This is a genomic window from Oceanisphaera litoralis, from assembly GCF_016907015.1.
In the GTDB taxonomy this organism is placed as follows: domain Bacteria; phylum Pseudomonadota; class Gammaproteobacteria; order Enterobacterales; family Aeromonadaceae; genus Oceanimonas; species Oceanimonas litoralis.
The window spans coordinates 38,713-61,847 of record NZ_JAFBBE010000005.1 but is presented as its reverse complement, the minus strand read 5'-3'; the positions used below and the strand labels follow the sequence as shown (position 1 = coordinate 61,847).

At 57.0% G+C, this 23,135-nt stretch carries 19 protein-coding genes and 4 tRNA genes; 12 read left to right on the top strand and 11 right to left on the bottom strand.

The window, feature by feature from the left end:
• The first annotated feature begins 175 nt into the window (after positions 1-175).
• From HNR62_RS04225 to HNR62_RS04205, 5 genes are all read left to right on the top strand, one after another.
• A tRNA-Asn gene (locus HNR62_RS04225) sits at positions 176-251 on the top strand.
• Between the two features lie 27 nt (positions 252-278).
• A tRNA-Asn gene (locus HNR62_RS04220) sits at positions 279-354 on the top strand.
• Between the two features lie 26 nt (positions 355-380).
• Positions 381-456 (top strand) — tRNA-Asn (locus HNR62_RS04215).
• 28 nt (positions 457-484) lie between these two features.
• Positions 485-560 (top strand) — tRNA-Asn (locus HNR62_RS04210).
• A 109-nt stretch (positions 561-669) separates the two neighbouring features.
• Positions 670-2,490 (top strand): EAL domain-containing protein, encoded by a 1,821-nt coding sequence (locus tag HNR62_RS04205; protein ID WP_204794839.1) that lies wholly within the window; start codon positions 670-672, stop codon positions 2,488-2,490.
• On the opposite strand, the gene HNR62_RS04200 is transcribed toward HNR62_RS04205, so the two are convergent.
• On the bottom strand, positions 2,468-2,965 hold the full coding sequence (locus HNR62_RS04200; RefSeq protein ID WP_204794838.1) for a hypothetical protein: 498 nt from the start codon (positions 2,963-2,965) through the stop codon (positions 2,468-2,470). The two genes, HNR62_RS04205 and HNR62_RS04200, sit on opposite strands and share 23 nt — an antisense overlap.
• Before the next feature lie 144 nt (positions 2,966-3,109).
• Between HNR62_RS04200 and HNR62_RS04195 the strand changes: the two genes are divergently transcribed.
• Positions 3,110-3,502 carry a MerR family transcriptional regulator gene (locus tag HNR62_RS04195; RefSeq protein ID WP_204794837.1) on the top strand — a complete coding sequence of 131 codons (393 nt, stop codon included), beginning with the start codon at positions 3,110-3,112 and terminating at the stop codon, positions 3,500-3,502.
• Positions 3,503-3,539: 37 nt separating this feature from the next.
• Here HNR62_RS04195 and aroA read toward each other — a convergent pair whose 3' ends face one another.
• From aroA to gyrA, 4 genes are all read right to left on the bottom strand, one after another.
• Positions 3,540-4,826 (bottom strand): 3-phosphoshikimate 1-carboxyvinyltransferase, encoded by a 1,287-nt coding sequence (aroA, locus tag HNR62_RS04190; RefSeq protein WP_204794836.1) that lies wholly within the window; start codon positions 4,824-4,826, stop codon positions 3,540-3,542.
• 108 nt (positions 4,827-4,934) lie between these two features.
• Positions 4,935-6,035, bottom strand: coding sequence for a histidinol-phosphate transaminase (gene hisC / locus HNR62_RS04185; RefSeq protein ID WP_204794835.1), 1,101 nt, complete (start codon positions 6,033-6,035; stop codon positions 4,935-4,937).
• Between the two features lie 402 nt (positions 6,036-6,437).
• On the bottom strand, positions 6,438-7,523 hold the full coding sequence (serC, locus tag HNR62_RS04180; RefSeq protein WP_204794834.1) for a 3-phosphoserine/phosphohydroxythreonine transaminase: 1,086 nt from the start codon (positions 7,521-7,523) through the stop codon (positions 6,438-6,440).
• Positions 7,524-7,704: 181 nt separating this feature from the next.
• Positions 7,705-10,446 carry a DNA topoisomerase (ATP-hydrolyzing) subunit A gene (gene gyrA, locus HNR62_RS04175; RefSeq protein ID WP_204794833.1) on the bottom strand — a complete coding sequence of 914 codons (2,742 nt, stop codon included), beginning with the start codon at positions 10,444-10,446 and terminating at the stop codon, positions 7,705-7,707.
• A gap of 159 nt (positions 10,447-10,605) precedes the next feature.
• Here gyrA and ubiG point away from each other — a divergent pair, with 159 nt between their 5' ends.
• From ubiG to yfaE, 5 genes are all read left to right on the top strand, one after another.
• Positions 10,606-11,304 carry a bifunctional 2-polyprenyl-6-hydroxyphenol methylase/3-demethylubiquinol 3-O-methyltransferase UbiG gene (gene ubiG, locus HNR62_RS04170; protein ID WP_204794832.1) on the top strand — a complete coding sequence of 233 codons (699 nt, stop codon included), beginning with the start codon at positions 10,606-10,608 and terminating at the stop codon, positions 11,302-11,304.
• Positions 11,305-11,307: 3 nt separating this feature from the next.
• The gene (locus tag HNR62_RS04165) at positions 11,308-11,985 is read left to right on the top strand and encodes an HAD family hydrolase (RefSeq protein WP_204794831.1); all 678 of its coding nucleotides are present in this window, start codon (positions 11,308-11,310) and stop codon (positions 11,983-11,985) included.
• Positions 11,986-12,329: 344 nt separating this feature from the next.
• Entirely contained in the window at positions 12,330-14,606 is a 2,277-nt protein-coding gene (gene nrdA, locus HNR62_RS04160) for a class 1a ribonucleoside-diphosphate reductase subunit alpha (RefSeq protein WP_204794830.1), read from the top strand.
• A gap of 205 nt (positions 14,607-14,811) precedes the next feature.
• Positions 14,812-15,945 (top strand): class Ia ribonucleoside-diphosphate reductase subunit beta, encoded by a 1,134-nt coding sequence (gene nrdB, locus HNR62_RS04155; RefSeq protein WP_204794829.1) that lies wholly within the window; start codon positions 14,812-14,814, stop codon positions 15,943-15,945.
• Complete coding sequence (yfaE, locus tag HNR62_RS04150) at positions 15,942-16,214, top strand: class I ribonucleotide reductase maintenance protein YfaE (RefSeq protein ID WP_204794828.1); 273 nt, start codon at positions 15,942-15,944, stop codon at positions 16,212-16,214. The genes nrdB and yfaE overlap by 4 nt, the downstream gene beginning before the upstream one ends.
• A 48-nt stretch (positions 16,215-16,262) precedes the next feature.
• Here the strand turns inward: yfaE and HNR62_RS04145 are convergent, their stop codons facing one another.
• The 5 genes from HNR62_RS04145 to HNR62_RS04125 all read right to left on the bottom strand — a co-directional run bounded on the left by HNR62_RS04145 (position 16,263) and on the right by HNR62_RS04125 (position 20,392).
• Positions 16,263-16,616, bottom strand: a complete 354-nt coding sequence (locus tag HNR62_RS04145; protein ID WP_204794827.1) for a DUF4112 domain-containing protein — start codon at positions 16,614-16,616, stop codon at positions 16,263-16,265.
• Complete coding sequence (locus HNR62_RS04140; protein ID WP_104487697.1) at positions 16,613-16,771, bottom strand: YqaE/Pmp3 family membrane protein; 159 nt, start codon at positions 16,769-16,771, stop codon at positions 16,613-16,615. The genes HNR62_RS04145 and HNR62_RS04140 overlap by 4 nt, the downstream gene beginning before the upstream one ends.
• Before the next feature lie 78 nt (positions 16,772-16,849).
• Positions 16,850-17,110, bottom strand: a complete 261-nt coding sequence (locus HNR62_RS04135; protein ID WP_204794826.1) for a DUF1496 domain-containing protein — start codon at positions 17,108-17,110, stop codon at positions 16,850-16,852.
• Between the two features lie 849 nt (positions 17,111-17,959).
• Entirely contained in the window at positions 17,960-18,856 is an 897-nt protein-coding gene (locus tag HNR62_RS04130) for an aspartoacylase (protein ID WP_204794825.1), read from the bottom strand.
• A gap of 69 nt (positions 18,857-18,925) precedes the next feature.
• Positions 18,926-20,392 carry a YfcC family protein gene (locus HNR62_RS04125; RefSeq protein ID WP_204794824.1) on the bottom strand — a complete coding sequence of 489 codons (1,467 nt, stop codon included), beginning with the start codon at positions 20,390-20,392 and terminating at the stop codon, positions 18,926-18,928.
• Between the two features lie 128 nt (positions 20,393-20,520).
• On the opposite strand from HNR62_RS04125, the gene HNR62_RS04120 reads away from it, so the two are divergent.
• Positions 20,521-21,432, top strand: coding sequence for a LysR family transcriptional regulator (locus HNR62_RS04120; protein ID WP_204794823.1), 912 nt, complete (start codon positions 20,521-20,523; stop codon positions 21,430-21,432).
• A gap of 109 nt (positions 21,433-21,541) precedes the next feature.
• Here the strand turns inward: HNR62_RS04120 and guaA are convergent, their stop codons facing one another.
• Positions 21,542-23,119, bottom strand: coding sequence for a glutamine-hydrolyzing GMP synthase (guaA, locus tag HNR62_RS04115; RefSeq protein ID WP_204794822.1), 1,578 nt, complete (start codon positions 23,117-23,119; stop codon positions 21,542-21,544).
• Positions 23,120-23,135: the final 16 nt, after the last annotated feature.

The following is a 23,135-nucleotide window of genomic DNA, read 5'->3' as shown; positions in this document are numbered from 1 at the left end:
ACCGATGCACCCGCACCGAGCACACTGTCCCTTTTTTACCCTTCCTGGCGCAGATTTAACCCGACATTGGATACTCTTAAAGCAAACAAACTGATTTCACTGACAAAGTCGCTTTGAGTGTTGACAGCCTTCAGGGCAGCCATTAACATGCGCCTCGCATTCAAGCAATGCCTATTCCCCCTTAGTTCAGTCGGTAGAACGGCGGACTGTTAATCCGTATGTCGCTGGTTCAAGTCCAGCAGGGGGAGCCAGTTTCTCAGGTAAAAAGTTAACATTGTTCCCCCTTAGTTCAGTCGGTAGAACGGCGGACTGTTAATCCGTATGTCGCTGGTTCAAGTCCAGCAGGGGGAGCCAGTTTTTCGGGTAAAAGTTAATATTGTTCCCCCTTAGTTCAGTCGGTAGAACGGCGGACTGTTAATCCGTATGTCGCTGGTTCAAGTCCAGCAGGGGGAGCCACTTTCTCGGGTAAAAAGTTAAAATCTGTTCCCCCTTAGTTCAGTCGGTAGAACGGCGGACTGTTAATCCGTATGTCGCTGGTTCAAGTCCAGCAGGGGGAGCCATTTTTCTTGTTATTTCAACAACGCTGGCTCATGATACGCTCTTGAGTGTCAGCACCTCGGCTGTACCTTATCTAAATCTGCTCCCCCCGTTTTTATAAGGATAATGGCTATGCGGGAAACTCGACCCTTCGGTCAGGCTCTGCTGCTGTCAGGATTTATTATTACCTTGTTAAGCATACTACTCCCCTGGTGGATTAGTTATAGTGCCCTGCAGTATCAAGAACAACAGATAGATGATCGCCTGACGCAGCTAACTGCGGTTGAATCCCCTGCTATCTTACTGCCCGGCATGGCAGAACTGTCTACAGAACAACCTCTTGCCGCCGATAACCCGGCCTGGTGGTTTGGCCAGATGGCCGGCAATCACCAACGGATCATGGGTCAGACCACAGTGTTTTATCGCCTCGATACCAGGCCGGCCACCATGCGGTGGCTGCAGCTGTCAGCGCCCCTGACACTGACTACCCTGCTTATTTTTACCGCTTTGTATCGACGCAACCGTAAAGAGGATGAAACGAAGACACATTATTTCAAATCGCTGCTGCTCGACCCCGATGTGGGCCATATTGGCAGTAGCGACCCAATCGAACTGGGAATTATCGGCCTGCATCGGAGTTACGGCAGCCAGATAGAGGATCTGCAACAACAACTGGATGTCGCACAACAGCAAAGTTATCAAGACAGTCTGACCAACCTCGGCAACCGCCATGCCTTTCGCCGTGATCTCGATCTGATACTGAACGATGAAAACAAGCTGGCCATCGCCTCCCTGATGATGGTTCGCGCCAGCACCTTGCAGAATATTAATATTCAGCGTGGATTTCAGGCTGGTGATCAATACCTGCAGGACATCGTCAGACTGGTGCGTAAAGCCATATTGCCGGTGCTGGGTGCCAGAGCCTACCGTATCAGTGGTACCGATATTGCAGTGCTGGCCAAAGGACAATGTGAACCGCTGGCCGAGCGCCTCGGCACCCAATTGAACCAGGAGCTGTATCACTATCAGCATATACACGAGCTGGATTGTGCCGGCTATATCGGTTTCACCCAACTGCTGCCGGGACAAGCTGCGGAGCAGGTATTGAGCAGAGCCGACCTGGCGCTGGCCCAGTCTCAGACCAACGAGCCCAATAGCTGGAGCCTGGTACTGAAGAACAATGACGATGAAGATATGGGTGAAAGCCAGTGGCGTCAGCGGCTGCACAGCATGCTTTCCGAAGACAAGATTCTGCTACAGGCACAACCCGCCCAGATCCGCAGATCGAACATGCCCGGCTATAACGAAATCTTCACCCGCTTCCCTAATGAACAGGGCGGTACCTACCCGGCCACCACCGTGTTTGCCATGCTGCAGCGGCTGAATATGTCGATGCTGTTTGAGCAGAAAATTATCGAAATGATCCTGCAACAGATTGAACGCAAGGCCCTGCCCGGCCAACGCTGGGCCATCAACCTGACGCCTGCAAGCCTGCAGCAGAATTCGTTTTTCATCTGGTTGGAACGGGTACTGTTACGCAACCGAGAAACGAGTGCCAGCCTGGTATTCGAGCTGGATGAACAGGTACTGCAACACCAACGGGTTACCGGTAAACGATTGATGGAGCTGATCCGCCGTTGCGGCGCCCGCTCGGCCGTCAGCCGGTTTGGCCATGGCTATGGCTCTTTTCGCCTGTTGAAAGAACTGAAACCCGATTATATCAAGCTGGACGGCGACCTGGTAAGACAGCTGGAAGAAGACAGCACCAACCAGCAGTTTGTGCGCATGGTTGTCGACCTGGCGCAGCGCCTGGGATGCCATGTCATTGCCGAAGGGGTAGAAACAGTAGAGCAAAAGCAATTACTGGAGTCCATGCATATAGATGGTATCCAGGGCTACCTGGTAGCGAAACCGGCTGATTTTCACACCTTCAAGGTGCGGGCGGCGATTTAAAGCGGATCAGTTGATTGATGAGCTCGCCCAGATGACGATAGCGCTTTATCTCCTCCGGATTGTAGCGCGTCGACATGGTCGCCGGGCTGTGGCGGTGTTTAAGATAACGCATGATCTGCAGACGACTGAAACCACCCACCTGATAAACCAGATCCAGTAGCGTTTTCACTTGTTCCGAGTTTAGCCCGCAGAGCTCGGCATATCCGGATTCGAGCGGGCTGTGAATGCTCACCTCAACCAGACTAAGGCTCCCCTCCTCCTGCAGATATTCCAGCCATTGCTCCACATACATCGGCTTGGTACCCGCCAGCAGCTCGAAGAAGCCCTTGCCGGAGCGACAGCCCGATAACAGCAATACCGCAAGCGAGTCGCTATTGCAGCTAAAATCGACCTCGCCCTGCTCACTCCAGTCGAGTGCCTGAATGCGAATTTCAGCCTGGCCGCCCCGTGCATCTTGCGCCTTGAAAATAAACACACTGCCTCCACTGTTATTGCAAACCTTCATCTTGGCGTAATCTCCACCATGAGTCAAAAGTCGGGCTTCACAGCCCCTGCGTATGAGTGTAAGGTCTGCTCCTCAGCTGTATCCCCGTTACTAGTAAAGCAAGGAGTCATCGTCATGCCCAATAAGGAAGTGACCTATAATATTTCTGAATTGGCCGACGAGTTCGATATTACGCCCCGTACCCTGCGCCACTATGAAGATCTCGGGCTACTGGCCCCAAGGCGCAAAGGCAACTCGCGCATATACAGCCACAAGGACAGGATCAGGCTGGCACTCACCATTCGCGGTAGACGACTGGGTTTCAGTCTGGCTGAAATGCACGAACTGTTCGAACTTTACGATGCCGAGCATCGCTCCCGCCCTCAGTTACACTCCATGGTCGCCATGATCGCAGAAAAACGTGCCAGTCTGCGGCAACAACAGGAAGACATAGAGAAGGTGCTCGCCGAGCTGGACGCCGCCGATATCAAGGCCCGCGAAACCCTGGAAAACATGAAGCACCACTAAACGATAAAAGGCCCGCACTTGGCGGGCCTTTTTGATGTTATTCGCTCAGGCTGATGCTGGCCAGCTTGTCGAAGTAATCGGGAAAGGTCTTGGAGGTACAATTGGGGTCAAGGATCACCACGGCGGTATCGCTCAGCGCCACCAGCGAGAAACACATGGCAATACGGTGATCGTTATAGGTGGCAATCTCGGCCTCCTGCAACCGGTCCGCCGGCGTCACCACCAGATAGTCTTCCCCTTCTTCCACTTCTACCCCAAGCTTGGCCAGCTCGGTCGCCATGGCGTAAAGCCGGTCGGTTTCCTTCACCCGCCAGTTATAGATATTGCTGATACGGGTGGTCCCCTTGGCAAACAGCGCCGTGGTGGCGATGGTCATGGCCGCATCGGGAATATGGTTCATGTCCATGTCCACCGCCTGTAGCGGCCCCACATGCTCGGCTTCGATAAAATCGTCACCCCAGGTGATTTTCGCGCCCATGGCTTCCAGTACATCGGCAAAACGAATATCGCCCTGAATGCTGTCACGACCGATACCGGTCACCCGCACCTTGCCCTTGATGGCACCGGCGGCCAGAAAGTAGGAGGCAGATGACGCATCCCCTTCCACCAGAAAGTCGCCCGGCGACACATAGGTCTGATTGCCCTTGATATAGAAGATCTGGTAATCGTCATGCTCCAGCTCGACGCCGAACTGGCGCATGATATGCAGCGTAATGTCGATATAGGGTTTGGATACCAGCTCGCCCTTGATATGGATGCGGGTATCGCCGGATGCCATGGGCGCGGCCATCAAGAAGGCGGTCAGAAACTGGCTGGAGACCGAGCCGTCGATGTGTACATCGCCGCCCCACAGGCCCTTGCCATTGATAAACACCGGCGGATAACCGTCGGTCTTGAGATAGCTGATATCCGCCCCCGCTTCCCGCAGGGCCTCGACCAGATGACCGATGGGCCGCTCCCACATCCGTGGTTCGCCGGTCAGGGTAAATTCACCGGTGCCCAGACAGAGGGCGGCGCACAGCGGTCGCATGGCGGTACCGGCATTCCCCAGAAACAGCGAGGCCGGCTCATTGGCACTGAAGGCACGGCCCAGGCCGTGCACCACACACTCGGTCTTGTCTTCCGACAGCTCGTACTGCACTCCGAGGGTCTTGAGTGCGTCCAGCATGTAACGGATGTCGTCACTGTCGAGCAGATTGGTCAGGCGAGTCGTGCCCTGGGCCTGAGCGGCAAGCAGCAGCGCCCGGTTGGAGACGGACTTGGAGCCGGGCAGATTCACGGTGCCCTCCACCCGGGCAATAGGAGATAATTTAAGGCTTTCCATATGATTCCTGGAGATACGGGGTAAACAAAAACTGAGGCTGTCTAGACGTTAACAGGGCTGATGCATCAGGGCAAGTAAACAAAAAGGCCGGCTTGCGCCAGCCTCTTCTCAGCCCAGCACCTTGGCCAGTGCGTCCATACAGCGCTGATTTTCCTGCTCCAGCCCGATACTGATCCGCAGGCAGGTCGGCAGGCCATAGCCGGCGATGGGGCGCACTATCACCCCTTCACGTAGAAGCGCCTCATACACGGGTGCCGCATCACGCTGCAAGTCCAGAGTTATGAAGTTACCGCGAGACGGCACATAGCGCAGACCCTGCTGCTGGAAGAAGGCTTGGTACCGGGCCATCTCACGGCGGTTAAGCGCCACCGCCTCGGATAGATAAGCCTCGTCATCCAGCGCCGCTTCTGCCGCCGCCAATGCCAGGCTGTTGCAGTTGAAGGGTTCGCGTACCCGATTCAGCACACCGATCAGCTCGGAATGCGCCACCATGTAACCCACCCGCAGACCCGCCAGACCATAGGCCTTGGAGAAGGTACGTGACACGATCAGGTTGGGGTACTGCGCCAGCCAGTCGATGGACGGATGCCGTTCATCCTCGGCCACATACTCGGTATAGGCCTCGTCCAGCACCACCAGTACCTGCTCCGGCACCCGGGCCAAAAAGGCGACCAGTTCGGCCTTGGTCAAAAAGGTGCCGGTCGGGTTGTTGGGATTGGTAATGCACACCAGCCTGGTCTGGTCGGTAATGGCCGCCGCCATGGCGTCCAGATCATGACCGAAGTCTTTGGCCGGCACCTCTACCGCTTCGGCACCATGAGCCTGAGTGGCCAGGGCGTACACGATAAAGGTGTACTGGGAAAACACCACCTGCTGGCCGGGCGAAACGAAGGTGTGATAAATCAGGTCGATCAGCTCGTTGGAGCCGTTGCCCAGGATCAGCTGGTCGGTATTGACCCCCAGCTTTTCGGACAGCCTGGTCTTCAGGGCAAAACCGTTGGCATCCGGGTAACGCGCCAGATCGGGCAGAGCCCGCTCGATGGCCGCTTTGGCCTTGGGGCCCAGTCCCATGGGGTTTTCGTTGGACGCCAGCTTGACGCTGTTGCTGATGCCAAGCTCCCGCTCCAGCTCTTCCACCGGTTTACCTGGCTGATATGGATGCAACTTTTCTACCCCGGCATTGGCCAGGGCCAGATAATCAATACTCACATTGGCTCCTTAAAATTTTTCTATCAGACATATCGGCAGATTGCACTCACATACGAAGAGGCAGCAGGGTTACCAACGCCGACACGCTAACCCACTTCCCTGTGACGCTCGGCAAATGCCATCCCTGGCATTTGACGGTCGGCTACGGTAATCCCCGCCCCCTCTTCTCAATCACCGAGTCGTCGGTTAACAGCATCCGCTGGCAACTCCGATACATCAAGGAGGACAAAGGGAACAACTCCGCCGACCCTCCGCGCCAAGGATGGCGCGGCGGAGCCTACATGGATGTATCTACGGCGAGTCGGAGGAGTTGGCCCTTGGTCCGATTGCTTTGCTCGTTTTCAGCAATCGCATATTTATTTACAACGAACGACAAGCTGACAGACTTATGGCCTACCTCACTCAGCCGTGCTGCTTGGCGAACTTGTCCATGAAGGCCACCAGCGCCTGTACCCCTTCGATAGGCATGGCGTTATACAGGCTGGCACGCATGCCGCCGACGATGCGGTGGCCCTTCAGCGCCAGCAGTCCTTCCGCCTTGGCTTCCTCGAGGAAGGCCGCGTTCAGGCTGTCGTCTTTCAGCTGGAACGGAATGTTCATCCAGGAGCGTGCCTGTGGGTGCACATTGTTGCTGTAAAAATCGCTGGCATCCACATAGCCGTACAACAGCTCGGCCTTGGCCTTGTTGCACTCGCCCATGGCGTCAAGGCCGCCCTGGCGCTTCAGCCACTGGAACACCAGGCCGGCCAGATACCAGCCATAGGTAGGCGGGGTGTTGAGCATGGAGTCGGCCTCGGCCATGGCCGCATAGTCCATGATGGCCGGGGTATGCGGACAGGCCTGCTGAAGCAGATCTTCACGCACTATCACCACCGCCAGACCGGACGGGCCTATGTTTTTCTGGGCGCCGGCATAGATGAGGCCGAATTTACTGACATCGATGGGGCGAGACAGAATGGTCGAAGACATGTCCGCAATCAGCGGCACCTCGCCGGTGTCGGGCACGAAGTGATACTCGATGCCTTCCACGGTTTCATTCGGGCAATAGTGAACGTAGGCGGCATTCGGGTCCAGATCCCAGCTGTCAGCCAGTGCACGGGGACCGTTTTCCGTGGCTTCAAAACCGTCCAGCACCCGCACCTTGCCCACTTTTTCCGCTTCCGCCACCGCAGACTTGGACCACTGACCGGTGACGATGTAATCGGCCCTGGCATTTTTTCCCATCAGGTTCAGCGCCACGGCGGCAAACTGACCGCGGCCACCGCCCTGCAGAAACAGCACCTTGTAATTGTCCGGCACCTGCAGCAGGTCGCGCAGATCCTGCTCGGCCCGGGCCGCCACCGCCATATAGTCGGCGCCACGGTGACTGAGTTCCATCACCGACACACCCAGACCGTTAAAATCGCGAAACTCGGCCTGAGCCTGTTGCATGACCTCAACCGGCAACATGGCCGGACCCGCGCTGAAGTTATAAACCATCTTCTCCATTTTCCCTGAGTTACCTATACGCTGAATAATCGATAACACGGCCGCATGACACCGGCACCCCTTGTTATCACCACGACCCTATCTTTTTACACGTCCAGACGGCCAAATCAAAGTGATTTTACATATTGAATCGCAGTCGAACAAAAGGGGCCGCTGGGGCCCCTTGTTTTCAATACCTGTTTTATTCTTCGATGACAGGGTCTTGCTGCTCGTCGTCCCCGTTCTCTTCGGCTTGAACGTCGGTCCGGGTTTCGATATCGCCCTCGCCGTCCATCAGCTCGTCGTCGTCTTCGGGCTCTTCGATACGTTGCAGACCTACCACCTGCTCGTCTTCTCCGGTACGGATCAAACGCACGCCGGCGGTGTTACGGCTGATCAGGCTCACTTCCAGTACCCGGGTGCGTACCAGAATACCGCCATTGGTGATCAGCATGATCTCGTTGCTGTCCTCCACCTGAATGGCGCCCACTACCGGGCCATTGCGGTCGCTGACCTTGATCGAGACCACACCCAAAGTGCCACGACTCTTGGTCGGGTACTCTTCCAGTGCGGTACGCTTGCCGTAACCATTGGCCGTCACGGTCAGAATCGGGCCTTCACCACGCGGAATGATCAGTGATACCACCTTGTCATCCCCCGCCAGGCGAATGCCGCGCACACCGGAGGCGGTACGGCCCATGGGACGTACGCCCTTGAAGGTGCCCTTGCTTTCGACCACTTCGGTCTCCAACCCTTCGCCTTCTTCCAGACCGGACTCGCCCTGTTCGTCGTGGCTTTCCACGTCGGCATGACCGCTACCTTCGGCGAAACGCACTACCTTGCCCGCATCGGAGAACAGCATGATCTCGTTGCTGCCATCGGTGATATCGACCCCGATCAACTCGTCGCCTTCGCGCAGGTTGATGGCACGAATACCGGAGGCCAGCGGACGACTGAAGGCCGACAGGCTGGTTTTCTTCACGGTACCGTCGGCGGTGGCGAAGAACACGTATTTGTCGTCGCTGTATTCCTGTACCGGCAGAATGGCGGTAATGCGCTCGTCTTCACCCAGCGGCAACAGGTTGACGATGGGTCGGCCGCGGGCGGCACGACTGGCCTCCGGCAGCTGATAGACCTTGAGCCAGTACACCTTGCCGGCGGTCGAGAAGCACAGAATGGTGTCGTGGGTATTGGCCACCAGCAGACGCTCGACGAAGTCTTCCTGCTTCATCTTGGTCGCCGACTTGCCGCGGCCACCGCGACGCTGGGCTTCATAATCGGTCAGCGGCTGATATTTCACATAGCCCTGATGGGACAGGGTCACCACCACGTCTTCCTGGGTGATCAGGTCTTCGATGTTGATCTCGGCGCTGGAGGCGGTGATCTCGGTACGACGGGCGTCGCCGAACTGCACCTTGACCGCTTCCAGTTCCTCCCGGATCACTTCCATCAAGCGCTCGGGGTTATTCAGGATATAGAGCAGCTCGGCGATCAGGGTGAGCAGATTCTGATATTCCTCGAGAATTTTCTCGTGCTCGAGCCCGGTCAGGCGGTGCAGACGCAGATCCAGAATGGCCTGGGCCTGTTGCTCGGTCAGGTAATAGTGACCCTCGCGAATGCCGAATTCCGGCTCCAGCCACTCGGGGCGAGCCGCATCGTCACCGGCACGCTCCAGCATGCTGGCCACATTACCCAGCTGCCAGCCCTGACTAACCAGGCCAGCCTTGGCTTCGGCCGGGGTCGGCGAGCGGCGGATCAACTCGATGATGGGGTCGATATTGGCCAGGGCAATGGCCAGACCTTCCAGGATATGGGCCCGATCCCGCGCCTTGCGCAGTTCGAACACGGTACGGCGGGTCACCACCTCGCGACGGTGCTGAATAAAGCAGTTCAGCATGTCCTTCAGGTTGAAGATGCGCGGCTGGTTGTTGTCCAGCGCCACCATGTTGATGCCGAACACGTTCTGCATCTGGGTCTGTGAATAGAGGTTGTTCAGTATCACCTCACCCACTTCGCCCCGGCGTACTTCAATCACGATGCGCATGCCGTCCTTGTCGGACTCGTCGCGCAGGGCACTGATGCCTTCGATGCGTTTTTCCTTGACCAGCTCGGCGATTTTCTCGATCAGCCGGGCCTTGTTCACCTGATACGGCAGCTCGGACACGATAATGGTTTCGCGACCGGTCTTCTCGTCGGTCTGTACCTCGGCCAGGGCACGCACATAAATCTTGCCACGACCGGTACGGTACGCATCGATGATGCCGGATTTGCCGTTGATGATGCCGCCGGTAGGAAAGTCCGGCCCCGGGATCAGCTCGATCAGCTGATCGATGCTGATGTGTTCGTCTTCAATCAGCGCCAGACAACCGTCCACCACCTCATTGAGGTTGTGCGGCGGAATATTGGTGGCCATGCCCACGGCAATACCGGAAGAGCCGTTCACCAGCAGGTTCGGTACCTTGGTCGGCATCACCGCCGGTATCATCTCGGTGCCATCGTAGTTGGGCACCCAGTCGACGGTTTCTTTATCCAGATCGGCCAGCAGTTCGTGGGCGATCTTGTCCATGCGCACTTCGGTATAACGCATGGCGGCGGCGGAGTCGCCGTCCACCGAACCGAAGTTGCCCTGGCCATCGACCAGGGTATAACGCATGGAAAAATCCTGTGCCATACGCACTATGGTGTCGTATACGGCACTGTCGCCGTGCGGGTGATATTTACCTATTACATCACCTACCACACGGGCCGATTTCTTGTAGGGCTTGTTCCAGTCGTTGCCGAGCTCGTTCATGGCGAACAGCACGCGGCGATGCACCGGTTTCAAACCATCTCGAACATCGGGAAGCGCCCGCCCCACGATCACGCTCATGGCGTAATCCAGGTAGGAGCGTTTCAGCTCTTCCTCGATGTTTATCGGCATGATTTCTCGGGCCAGATCGGTCATAGCAAGCCTTGTCCCCAGTTTATTGTTGATATCGCAATAAAAAACGCATCATTCTACCATACAAATGCGTGCAGGGAGCAGTCATGCTGGCAGCGAAAACCGTCTGGGCTATAATGGCCGCTCTGCACATTAATCTGACCATCGTTTAAGGCGTTGCCCGTGAATGTAGACCAACAGGAAATCGACAAATTCGAGGCCATGGCCTCTCAGTGGTGGGATCTGGAAGGCGACTTCAAGCCCCTGCACCGGCTTAACCCGCTGCGCCTGAACTGGATTGCCGACAAGGCCGGGGGGCTGTTCGGCAAACAGATCATCGATATCGGCTGTGGCGGCGGCATTCTCAGCGAAAGCATGGCGCGGGAAGGTGCCGAGGTGACCGGCGTCGACATGGGGCGGGAGCCACTGGCCGTAGCCCGGCTGCACGCGCTGGAAACGGGCGTCAGCCTCAATTACCGTCAGAGTACCGCCGAACAGATAGCCGCCGAGCAAGCGGACCAATTTGATGTGGTGACCTGCATGGAGATGCTGGAGCACGTGCCCGCGCCCGCCTCCGTGGTGCAGGCCTGCGCCGACCTGGCCAAGCCCGGCGCCACCCTGGTGTTTTCCACCATCAACCGCAATCCCAAGGCCTGGCTGATGATGATAGCGGCGGCCGAGCACCTGTTCAAAATGGTGCCCAGGGGCACCCACGATCACCGCAAGTTCATCACTCCCGCCGAGTTGTGCCACTACATAGAGCAGGCCGGTCTGGTGGTCAGGGACATCAGCGGCGTCGTCTATCAGCCGCTGTCCGGCACCTTCAAGCTGAGCCGGGATGCGGACGTCAACTACATGGTGCATGCCATCAAACCGGAGTAAGTCATGACCTTTCACGCTGTGCTGTTCGATCTGGATGGAACCCTGCTGGACACGGCCGGCGACATGGGGGCCGCCGCCAACCATGTGATAGAGAGTCTGGACCTGCCGGCCCTGACCGAGGCGATATTGCAATGCACCACCTCGGACGGCTCCTATGCCCTGCTCAGGGCCGGTATTCACCCGGCGTTGATCGAGCATCACGGTCTGGAACCACTGCGTCGGCAGATGCTGCGCTTTTATGGTGACAACCTCTGCCATCACACCCGCCCCTACGAGGGGGTGCCGGCCCTGCTTGACTGGCTGAACGCCTGCCGCATTCCCTGGGGCGTGGTCACCAACAAGCCCGCCGCCCTCACCGAGCCGCTGCTGGCCGGACTGCCGCTGTTTCGCCACTGTGGCGTCACCGTCAGCGCCGATACCCTGCCCCAGAAAAAGCCCCATCCGGCCCCCCTGCTGTTTGCCGCCGAGCAACTGTCGGTGGCGCCGGAACGCTGCATCTACATCGGCGATCACAGACGCGATATAGAGGCGGGACGCGCCGCCGGCATGACCACGGTGGCGGCCGCCTGGGGGTATATTTCCGCCGGCGAAGACCCGAACAGCTGGCAGGCAGATCACCAGCACGGCACCGTTTTCGCGCTGGCCGACTGGCTGAAAGACACATTCGAAACCAAGCGATGAAAGATCCGGCGGGATCTCCAATACCCCTTTTTTGCAAGCCAAATATTTTTAAAAATGTTTCCTGCCGGGTATAAAATAACCAGGGGTTTGTAAGCGCCAGACTCCCAAAGGGATAGACGTTAGTAAGTACAAACCTTTGCCGCCAGATCACAGATTATCCACATGATTTACCGGTTTCCGCCCGCTTGAGAATTGTCAGCTAACCCACTATATTGTGCCCATCACCACACAAGACAACTAGATGTTGTGCTTCTTCCGGCCATCACCCACACTATGTAGGGTACTGATGACACGGGATGTTTTTGCCGAAGTAGACGCAACACCACTGGGAGAAGGTCCGTTTCATGAATAAACATCTGCTGGTTACCAAACGTTCTGGCGCCAAGGAGCACCTCGATCTGGACAAGATCCATCGGGTGATCACCTGGGCCGCCGAAGGGCTGGACAATGTCTCCGTCTCCCAGGTGGAGCTGCGGTCACACATCCAGTTCTATGATGGTATCCGCACCGAAGATATTCACGAGACCATCATCAAGGCCGCCGCCGATCTGATCTCCGAGCAGACCCCGGATTACCAGTATCTGGCCGCCCGCCTGGCCGTGTTCCATCTGCGCAAGAGGGCCTATGGCCAGTTCGAGCCGCCCCATTTTTATGACCACATTGCCCGTCTTACCGAGATGGACAAGTACGACCAGCACATTCTGGCCGATTACAGCCGCGACGAACTCGACGCCCTCAACACCCATCTGGATCACGACCGCGACCTGACCTTCTCCTATGCGGCTGTCAAGCAGCTCGAAGGCAAATACCTGGTGCAGAACCGGGTGACCGGCGAGATTTACGAAAGCCCCCAGTTCCTCTATATGCTGGTGGCCGCCTGTCTGTTCTCCAAGTATCCCAAAGATACCCGGCTGAGCTATGTCACTCGCTTCTATGATGCGGTGTCCCAATTCAAGGTGTCTTTGCCCACGCCCATCATGTCCGGCGTGCGCACCCCGACCCGTCAGTTCAGCTCCTGCGTACTGATCGAGTGCGGCGACAGCCTGGACTCCATCAACGCCACTTCCGGCGCCATCGTACGTTATGTGTCCCAGCGGGCCGGCATCGGCATCAACGCCGGTCGCATTCGCGCCCTGGGCAGCCCCATTCGTGGTGGTGAAGCCTTCCACACCGGCTGTATTCCGTTCTACAAGCACTTCCAGACCGCGGTTAAATGCTGCTCTCAGGGCGGTGTGCGGGGTGGTGCCGCCACCCTCTTCTACCCCATGTGGCACCTGGAAGTGGAATCGCTGCTGGTACTGAAGAACAACCGCGGCGTAGAAGAAAACCGGGTGCGGCACATGGACTATGGCGTGCAGATCAACCGCCTCATGTACCAGCGCCTGATTCAGGGCGGCAACATTACCCTGTTCAGCCCGTCCGACGTGCCCGGCCTGTACGACGCCTTCTTCGAAGATCAGGCGAAGTTCGAGGAACTGTACCTCAAGTACGAGCAGGACAGCAGCATCCGCAAGCGTACCCTCAAGGCGTTGGAGCTGTTCTCGCTGATGATGCAGGAACGGGCCGGTACCGGTCGTATCTACATTCAGAACGTGGATCACTGCAATACCCACAGCCCGTTCGACCCGGCGGTGGCCCCGGTGCGCCAGAGCAACCTGTGCCTGGAAATCGCCCTGCCCACCAAGCCGATGATGGACATCAACGACGAAAACGGCGAAATCGCACTCTGCACCCTGTCGGCCTTCAACCTCGGCGCCATCAGCGATTTGAGCGAGCTGGAAGAGCTGGCCGAACTGGCGGTACGTGCACTGGACGCCCTGCTCGACTACCAGGACTACCCGCTGCTGGCCGCTCAGAAAGGGTCCATGAACCGCCGTACCCTCGGCATTGGCGTCATCAACTACGCCTATTACCTGGCCAAGAACGGCGTCAAGTATTCCGACGGCAGCGCCATCGGCCTGACCCACAAGACCTTTGAAGCCATTCAGTACTACCTGCTGAAGGCCTCGGTCAAATTGGCGAAGGAATTCGGCCCCTGCCCGGCCTTTAACGAGACCACCTATTCCCAGGGCGTGCTGCCGATCGATACCTATAAAAAGGATCTGGACAAACTCTGCCAGGAGCCGCTGCACCTGGACTGGGAAAGCCTGCGTGAAGAGATCAAGACCACGGGTCTGCGTAACAGCACCCTGACCGCGCTGATGCCATCAGAGACTTCCAGCCAGATCTCCAACGCCACCAACGGCATAGAGCCGCCCCGTGGTCTGGTATCGGTCAAGGCGTCCAAAGACGGTATCCTCAAGCAGGTGGTACCCGAGTACGCCGAGCTGAAGAACCAGTACGAGCTGCTGTGGCAGATGCCGTCCAATGACGGTTACCTGCAACTGGTGGGCGTGATGCAGAAGTTTGTGGATCAGGCCATTTCCGCCAACACCAACTACGACCCTGCCCGTTTCGAGGGTGGCCGGGTGCCGATGAAGCAGCTGCTGAAAGACCTGCTCACCGCCTATAAATTCGGTCTCAAGACCCTGTATTACCATAACACCCGTGACGGCGCGGCAGACGCCCAGAACGACATGCAGGAAGATGACGGCTGTGCCGGCGGCGCCTGCAAAATATAGTTCATGATGGCGGGGTCAAATCCCCGCCTTGATGCGTAATGCCCGTTAATTAAGCGTTATCGGGATAAGAAAACCCCATGCCAACACGCAGCCAGTACATCTATGTATGCTCGACGATGGCATCCCTGCCGTCGACGGTTGGCCTGGGAACCTTCTTATCCCTCTTACCTGGCCGGCATTACGCCTTATGTGCGGAATAATAGAAATGTCTTATACCACTTTCAGTCAAGTTCAGAACGATCATATGAAAGAGCCCATGTTCCTCGGCAATCCGGTGAACGTGGCCCGTTATGATCTGCAAAAATACGATATCTTCGAAAAGCTGATCGAGAAGCAGCTGTCTTTCTTCTGGCGTCCGGAAGAAGTGGACGTGTCCCAGGACAGAATCGACTACCAGGCCCTGCCGGATCACGAAAAGCACATCTTCATCAGCAACCTGAAATATCAGACCCTGCTCGACTCAATTCAGGGTCGCAGCCCCAACGTGGCGCTGCTGCCGCTGGTGTCCATCCCCGAGCTGGAAACCTGGATTGAAACCTGGGCCTTTTCCGAGACCATTCACTCGCGTTCCTACACCCATATCATCCGCAACATCGTCAATAATCCGGCGACCGTGTTCGACGATATCGTGGCCAACGAACAGATCCTCAAACGGGCCGGCGACATTGCCGGTTACTACGACCAGTTGATTGAGTACACCAACCTCTATCATCTGTTTGGCGAAGGCGAGCACGAGCTCAAGGGGCAAGCGGTCAGCATCAGCCGTTACGAGCTGAAGAAAAAGCTCTATCTGTGCCTGATGAGCGTGAATGCGCTGGAAGCCATTCGCTTCTACGTCAGCTTCGCCTGCTCCTTCGCCTTTGCCGAGCGCGAGCTGATGGAAGGCAACGCCAAAATCATCAAGCTGATTGCCCGCGACGAAGCCCTGCACCTGACCGGCACCCAGCACATGCTCAATATACTGCGCGCCGGCGAAGACGATCCGGAAATGGCGCACATCGCCAAAGAGTGCGAGCAGCAGTGCTTCGAGCTGTTCCGTGACGCCGCGATTCAGGAAAAGGAGTGGGCCGAATACCTGTTCAAGGACGGCTCCATGATCGGCCTGAACAAGGATATTCTGTGTCAGTATGTGGAATACATCACCAACCTGCGCATGCAGGCGGTGGGCCTGGCCCCGGCATTTGACGGTGCCAAGCAGAACCCTATTCCCTGGATCAACGCCTGGCTGTCGTCCGACAATGTGCAGGTGGCCCCGCAGGAAGTGGAAGTCAGCTCCTATCTGGTCGGCCAGATCGATTCTCAGATGAACCACGACGATCTGGGTGACTTCGAGCTGTGAGCCGCATCTGCACCCGCGCGCTTAACTTTGAACTTCGGGCAGATGAAACCCTGCTCGAAGGGCTGGAGCGCACCGGTCATGCGGTGGAATATCAGTGCCGCAGTGGTTACTGCGGCGCTTGCCGAACCCCTCTGCTCGAGGGGGCGGTCAGCTACCCGCACCCCCCGCTGGCCTTCGTCACCGCCGGTGACATACTGCCCTGCTGCTGCCGGCCACAAGGTGACATCACCCTGGATATCGACGCCGAACCGGTCAAGAAACAGGCTTAACCCTGTGAGGGGTAAGGGGTGAGGAGTGAGGGGTGAGGAGTGAGCGATTCACCTGCCTTGACCTAAATACTCGTTCAACAGCCGAACGTTGCGCCGGTTGGCCTTGAAGGCGAAATCGAACAGATCGCCGAACAGGGGGATGATACCGATACTCAGCTCCAGCAACACATTCAGCCCCATACGGGCCAGCACCCCGGCCGGCAATTTCATGCGCGCGGCTTCCAGTATGATATAGGATGACAGGCCGGCGCCGGCCAGATCGCCGATACCCGGCACCAGCCCGATAATGCCGTCCAGCCCCACCCTGAAGCCACCAGGCAGCCGAATGGCGCTGTCCAGCAGCCACGACAGTCGCTCCAGCCGCCGAACGGTGGCCTCATGGTCTGTAGAGCCGCCACTCATTTTTTGGCAATCACCCATACCGCATGCACTATGCCGGGAATATAACCCAGCAGGGTCAGCAGAATGTTGATCCAGAAATGCTTGCCGATACCGACCTGCAGAAACACCCCCAGCGGTGGCAACAGGATGGCGATGATAATGCGAATAAAATCCATAATTGACTCCTGATGATAACGAACATGACAACGTTAGCAGACAGCCGAACCGGCAGCTATCTGGTGGCAAGGACTGCGTCAGCGCTTGTCATTTGACTCCAATGGAAACGGGTGCCAGCTTAAACGACCATTCTGCTCGAACGACTGCTCCCGCTCACAGACAAACAACTGCTTGCCCATTTCAATCACGGACCCCTTCGAATAACGCTGGTCCGCATAAAAACACACCGGCTCCAGACCCGATGCAATATTCAGCTCCACCGGTGGCCGGGTGCTGATGGTATTGGCGGTCGTCATGGCCGACAGACAAAGCAAGCCCCAAACCAGACTCTTCAACATGACACATTTCCTCTTTAACCCGAGATAAGCTCATGGTAACACCCTGTTACGCACCCAAGATAAGGCCTCATAATGAAAACACGATACTGGTTGCTGCTCGTACTGACATTGCTTTCCTTCGGAGCTTGGGCTAGGGTATTGATACTGCTTTTTATCTATTTTTTAGTCACTTGGAATCGTCACTACTTACATAAGTACGCACTCACAGAGGGTTTTATGTATAAGTATCAAAACAATTTTCCGAGCCCTACCCCCTTCTGCCCGGTGTAAGCCGGATGCTGCTTGTCGCATCCGGCCTGTTCCCTCTTTATTTGATATTGCCTGACCAGAACATCATAAGGAGATGCAGCCTTGAAGTATTCAACCTGCCGTGACCACCTTTAAATTGGTGTAGCTCGAGTCTATGCAACTTGAGCGTGTGAAAAAGTCGATTTTGTCAGCCGGCGAGAAAAGAAAGCGGCACTTTTCCGGCGGCCCGTCATCAAGGAGCTTGATCATGAGTAAGGAAAAAGTAAAAAAGAAAGCGGAAAAATCCCTGAAAGAAAAACGTCAGGAAAAGCGCGACAAGCGCAAGAATCAGGAATAATTCCGGCGTTGTCGGTGCGCAGGCAAGAAGCCGTGTCTGCAGGCTGACGGTTGAATAAGTAGCATGAATAACAAGCACGATCCAATTGGGCGCCTCTCGGCGCCCTTTTTATCCGGAGTGGATACTAGAGCGAGTCCGGATCCCACCAGCCAGCACCGGCGGCCATTGAACGACTCGGTATCGGTGACCCGCTCCGACGCATCCGGGGGCAAGGCTGCGAGCAGGCGCTGGATGTCCGTCACCCCTGTGGTCAAAGCCGGGACTCAGAGATAATCGGCGCAGCGGATCATGACGCGCCGCGACAGGGTCATGGCTGCGTGGCTCTTGTGATAGGCGGCTTCATTGATAAACAGGGGATAGGCGGTATAGTTCCCCTGCCAGGTGATCGGCGTGCCATCAAAGGTTTCCATCACCACCTCGCCCGGCTCAATCGGCTGAAAATCACGCTGTTCGAGCCGCTTTGCCACCATGCCGAGCCGCTGTCCCTGCTCATCGGTAGGCAACACCAGATCTTCCGTATACTGGAAGGCCTCAAAATCGGCGGGAAGCGAGGTCAGTGACCCCTCGTTGTAGCACACCACAAAATCGAGGATATGCTGGGTCATCCGCTCCATCAGCTCCAGCGTTTCCTGCTGCAAGACCGAGTTGGGCTGAGGGCCCACTTCCACGGTCACCCCCTGCTGGGCGACCGAAATCAGAAACCGCTTCTTCTCTTCCGGCAGTTCGTCCTGGAAGAAGACCACGGCTTCCGGCATGTTGGCCTTGACGTAGGCGCCGAGCCCGATATTGAAGGCATCCTTGCGCAGCAGCATCAGGCAGGCCCCCATGTTGGAGGTGGTATTGTGCAGGTCAATCATCAGCTCAATCGGCGACTTGCCCCTCGGGCCGAACTGCCGGTTCAGTTTTTTGGCCAGCAGCTGTTCATATCCCACCCGTTCATCGTCCTGCAAGGCATCGAGGGCGAATTCCCGGTTGAGATCGGTTTCGATATAACGCACCGACTGCTCGCAGGCCCTGGGGTTGGCGATGGTCTGGCTTAACTCGAGCTGGGGCCAACGCTGAAACTGGTTGTGGTCACGCCACTTCTTGAGCAGATAGATACCGGAAAGCTCATTGCCGTGAGTGCCGCCGACCAGTGCAACACGCGTGATTTTTTTCATGTGGTTCTCCCTTGGCCGGCCCCCATGGCGAAGCGCCATGGGGACCGGAACGGTTTTTTTAACGGCGAATCAAGACCAGTGCGTCATTTGGGCAAAGATAATGAATCCCCAGCTCAGCACGTAGATCAAGGCTATCAGCGGAAAGATGACCTTTATCCAGTCGGAGTATCCCACCCGGGCCAGGGCCAGCATGGCCAGGGTGCCGCCGGAGGTGGGCACTATCATGTTGGTGAGACCGTCGCCCACCTGGAACGCGAGGATCATGACCTGGTAGCTGATACCCACCAGATCGGCCAGCGGGATCAGCACCGGCATGGTGACCAGCGCCTGGCCGGAGCCACTCGGAATAAACAGGTTGATGATGCCCTGAATCACACTGATACCAACCGCAATCAGCGACTCGGGCATAAAGTCGAGGGCCCGGTTCAGGGTATCGACAATGGTGTAGATGATCTGGCCGTCTTCCAGCACCACCTTGATGGACGCCGCCAGGCCAATGACCAGGGCGCCACCGGTGACCTTTGAGGCACCTTCAACCATATCGGCCACATAGCGATTGGGGTTGATACGGCAGATGGCGGCAATCACTATCGACATGACGATAAAGACGGCGGTGATTTCCTTGATATACCAGCTTCGGCCCAGGGCGCCGGTGCCGGCCAGATAGGAACAGCCGGCAATCACCAGGATCCCGAGAAAGAACACCGAGATGATGCTCAGATCCCGGGCACTAAGGCGATAGTCCTCGATCTTTTTTGAAAGTGCGCCGGTGCCGCCCTCGTCTTCGCCCGCCCGGTGTTTGGGCGCCACAAAGGTGGTGATGTACCAGGCCAGCAGGCTCAGAGCCATGAAAGCCATTCCAAAACGCAGCAGGGCGCCGGAGAAAATGGGCAGGCCGGCGATGCTTTGTGCCACACCCACCGTGTAGGGGTTAATCGGTGACAGGGTAAAGCCGATACCGATGCCCCCAATGGCAATACAGGCGCCCACCAGATTGGTGTATCCCAGCGCGCTGGACACCAGCAGGGCAACGGGGACCAGGGCGATGTTGTTTTCATAGCCGACCGACATCCCGAAGATGCCGTACAGATAGGTGGCCAGCCAGATGAGTAGATGGCCTTTATCCAGCCCGATGCGCCTGACCGTGGTGCCGACCAGGTTTTCCAGCGCATGGCTACGATACAGGATATTGAACAGGCCACCGGCAATGAACACGATAAACAGGTACTGGGCAGACTGGATCAGCCCCTGGGGGATCGCGACAAAGATGTTGAACAGCTGGTTTACCGCCCCGGCAACGGAAAGCGGGGTGGTGTCATCGGCCAGGTAATGAAACGAATCGGCGATGACTCGCTGCCGGCCATCCACCGTTTCCACCTCGTAGGCCCCTTTCGGTACCACCCAGGCAAGGAAGCTGGCCAGGAGCAGGATATAAAAAATCAGTACCATGGGGTCGGGGAATTTCTGATACCAGGGCTTGTCCCCCAGGCCATCAAGGGTGCCCGTTCGATTTTCTTGTTCCGTATTTCCCTGCATAACAAATCTCCATGTGTGCGTGCTTTACATTCAATCGAAAAGATGGCCGCGAAATATTCCACAGGCTATCCATTTGCACAATGCCTTTTTTTGTGTAGCATTATTCGAAATTGTTATGTGGTAACCGTATGCAATACCGACAACTGCAGGCGTTTGTCGCCACCATCCAGAAGGGCAGCTTTTCTCGGGCCGCCACCAGCCTGTCCATGTCTCAGCCATCAATAAGCAGACTTATCAAGGATTTACAGGATGGCGTGGGTTTTGATCTGTTCAAAAAACAGAAGGGAAGAATGGTGCCTACGCCCGAAGCCATGGCGTTTTATGACGAAGTCAGCACCATCATTCACGGTATCCATCATCTGGAAAATTTTGCCGACAAGCTGAAACAATCGTCCCATGGCAGCCTGACGATTGGCTCCACACCGGCCCTGGCGACCCAGCTGACCCCAACGCTGATCAAGTCATTTGTTGATGAATACCCACAGGTGCACATCAACTTGCTGGTCGACAGTGTGGATCAGTTGGTAAAGGGCCTGGGCGAGAAGAAATACGACCTGATCCTGACCAATCAGACGGAATCCCACGCCGGCTTTATCGAAGAGCCGCTGACCGAAGTTTCCTGGGTCTGTGTCATGCCCGCGAGTCATCCTCTGGCCGAGAAAGAGATCATTACCCCTGAAGATCTGCAGGGCGAAAACCTGCTGAAACTGGTGGACGAAGATGGCATTGAATGGAGCAGCCATAAAAACCTGCTGAAGGAACACAATATAAGGGTACGGGATCAGTTCTCGACCCAGCGTTCACTGTCCGGTTACGGCATGGTGGCCGCCGGCCTGTGTATTGCGCTGCTGGAGCCCTTCAACGCCGACTTGTGGCAAGGCCTGAATGTGGTGACCCGCCCCTTCCTGCCACAGCTGACATATCGCTATTCCCTGTATTACTCCGTCGATCAGGTTCGCAGCGAGCTGTCCCGGGCCTTTTCCATCAGTGCCCGACGCTCGATGAACACGCTGCCGGACAAGCAGCCGGAATCGCGGTAGTCGCCCCTGGGCCCCCCCGACAGCCATCAGGAACATTAAAAAAGCCCCTGATATTCAGGGGCTTAAGTGGTATTTCACGACCTTATCGAAGGGTAAAATCGCTAGCGGATTATTCCCACTCTATGGTGGCGGGCGGCTTGCCGGAGATGTCATAGACTACTCGGCTGATGCCATCGATTTCGTTGATGATGCGGTTGGACACATGACCCAGGAAATCATAAGGCAGGTGCGCCCAATGAGCGGTCATGAAGTCGACGGTTTCTACCGCCCGCAACGAGACCACCCAGTCGTACTTACGGGCATCACCCATCACGCCCACGGAGCGTACCGGCAGGAAGACGGTGAAGGCCTGGCTGACCTTGTTGTACAGATCGTGCTTGTGCAGCTCTTCGATGAAGATGGCATCGGCCCGGCGCAGCAGGTCACAATATTCCTTCTTCACTTCGCCCAGCACGCGCACACCCAGACCCGGCCCCGGGAACGGATGGCGATAGAGCATGTCATAGGGCAGACCCAGCTCCAGGCCGACCCGACGCACTTCATCCTTGAACAGCTCTTTCAGCGGTTCAACCAGCTTCATTTCCATGTCGTCCGGCAGGCCACCCACGTTGTGGTGCGACTTGATCACATGGGCCTTGCCGGTGGCTGAACCGGCAGACTCGATCACGTCCGGATAGATGGTGCCCTGGGCCAGCCATTTCACGTCCTGGATCTTGCCCGCTTCTTCATCGAACACTTCGATGAAGACGCGTCCGATGATCTTGCGCTTGGCTTCCGGGTCGTTTTCACCGGCCATGGCGGCCAGAAAACGGTGTTCGGCATTCACGTGCACTATGTTCAGGCCGAAGTGATCGCCAAACATGTCCATCACCTGCTCGGCTTCGTTCAACCGCAGCAGGCCGTTGTCCACGAACACACAGGTCAGCTGCGGGCCGATGGCGCGGTGCAGCAGCATGGCGGTCACGGAAGAGTCCACACCACCGGACAGGCCCAGCAGCACCTTGTCGCTGCCCACCTGTTCGCGGATACGGGCAACCGCATCATCGATGATGGTCGCCGGCGTCCACAGCGCGTCACAGCCGCAGATGGTGCGCACAAAGTGCTCCAGCATACGCGCGCCCTGGCGAGTGTGGGTCACTTCCGGGTGGAACTGAACGCCGTAGAAATGACGGGTCTCGTCCGCCATGGCGGCAAAGGGGCAGCTGCCGGTCTGGGCCACCTTGTGGAACCCCTCGGGCAGCGCTACGACCTTGTCGCCGTGACTCATCCATACGTCCAGCAGGGCGTTACCTTGCTCGTCAACCGCATCTTCGATATTGGCGAACAGGGCACAGTCGGCCACCCGCTGTACCTGGGCATAACCGAATTCCCGCTCGTTGGAGCCGGATACGGCGCCGCCCAGTTGCTGAGCCATGGTCTGCATGCCGTAACAGATGCCAAACACCGGCACGCCGGCGTTGAACACGTATTCCGGTGCACGTGGGCTGCCGGCTTCGGTGACCGACTCCGGTCCCCCGGACAAGATAATGCCATCCGGATTGAAGTCACGGATCTGGGCTTCGGTCACATCCCAGGCCCACAGCTCGCAGTACACGCCCAGCTCCCGAACCCGGCGGGCAATCAGCTGAGTGTACTGAGAGCCGAAATCCAGAATCAGGATCCGGTTATCATGAATATTTTTGGTCATCGTCTTCCTACTCGTT

What these genes read in the sequence shown, in the direction of transcription:
- nrdA (WP_204794830.1), top strand. Translation starts at nt 12,330, where the DNA reads ATGAATAAACATCTGCTGGTTACCAAACGTTCTGGCGCCAAGGAGCAC.
- HNR62_RS04205 (WP_204794839.1), top strand. Translation starts at nt 670, where the DNA reads ATGCGGGAAACTCGACCCTTCGGTCAGGCTCTGCTGCTGTCAGGATTT.
- HNR62_RS04195 (WP_204794837.1), top strand. Translation starts at nt 3,110, where the DNA reads ATGCCCAATAAGGAAGTGACCTATAATATTTCTGAATTGGCCGACGAG.
- HNR62_RS04125 (WP_204794824.1), bottom strand. Translation starts at nt 20,392, where the DNA reads ATGCAGGGAAATACGGAACAAGAAAATCGAACGGGCACCCTTGATGGC.
- aroA (WP_204794836.1), bottom strand. Translation starts at nt 4,826, where the DNA reads ATGGAAAGCCTTAAATTATCTCCTATTGCCCGGGTGGAGGGCACCGTG.
- HNR62_RS04140 (WP_104487697.1), bottom strand. Translation starts at nt 16,771, where the DNA reads ATGGATTTTATTCGCATTATCATCGCCATCCTGTTGCCACCGCTGGGG.
- HNR62_RS04120 (WP_204794823.1), top strand. Translation starts at nt 20,521, where the DNA reads ATGCAATACCGACAACTGCAGGCGTTTGTCGCCACCATCCAGAAGGGC.
- guaA (WP_204794822.1), bottom strand. Translation starts at nt 23,119, where the DNA reads ATGACCAAAAATATTCATGATAACCGGATCCTGATTCTGGATTTCGGC.
- HNR62_RS04165 (WP_204794831.1), top strand. Translation starts at nt 11,308, where the DNA reads ATGACCTTTCACGCTGTGCTGTTCGATCTGGATGGAACCCTGCTGGAC.
- HNR62_RS04130 (WP_204794825.1), bottom strand. Translation starts at nt 18,856, where the DNA reads ATGAAAAAAATCACGCGTGTTGCACTGGTCGGCGGCACTCACGGCAAT.
- HNR62_RS04145 (WP_204794827.1), bottom strand. Translation starts at nt 16,616, where the DNA reads ATGAGTGGCGGCTCTACAGACCATGAGGCCACCGTTCGGCGGCTGGAG.
- gyrA (WP_204794833.1), bottom strand. Translation starts at nt 10,446, where the DNA reads ATGACCGATCTGGCCCGAGAAATCATGCCGATAAACATCGAGGAAGAG.
- HNR62_RS04135 (WP_204794826.1), bottom strand. Translation starts at nt 17,110, where the DNA reads ATGTTGAAGAGTCTGGTTTGGGGCTTGCTTTGTCTGTCGGCCATGACG.
- serC (WP_204794834.1), bottom strand. Translation starts at nt 7,523, where the DNA reads ATGGAGAAGATGGTTTATAACTTCAGCGCGGGTCCGGCCATGTTGCCG.
- nrdB (WP_204794829.1), top strand. Translation starts at nt 14,812, where the DNA reads ATGTCTTATACCACTTTCAGTCAAGTTCAGAACGATCATATGAAAGAG.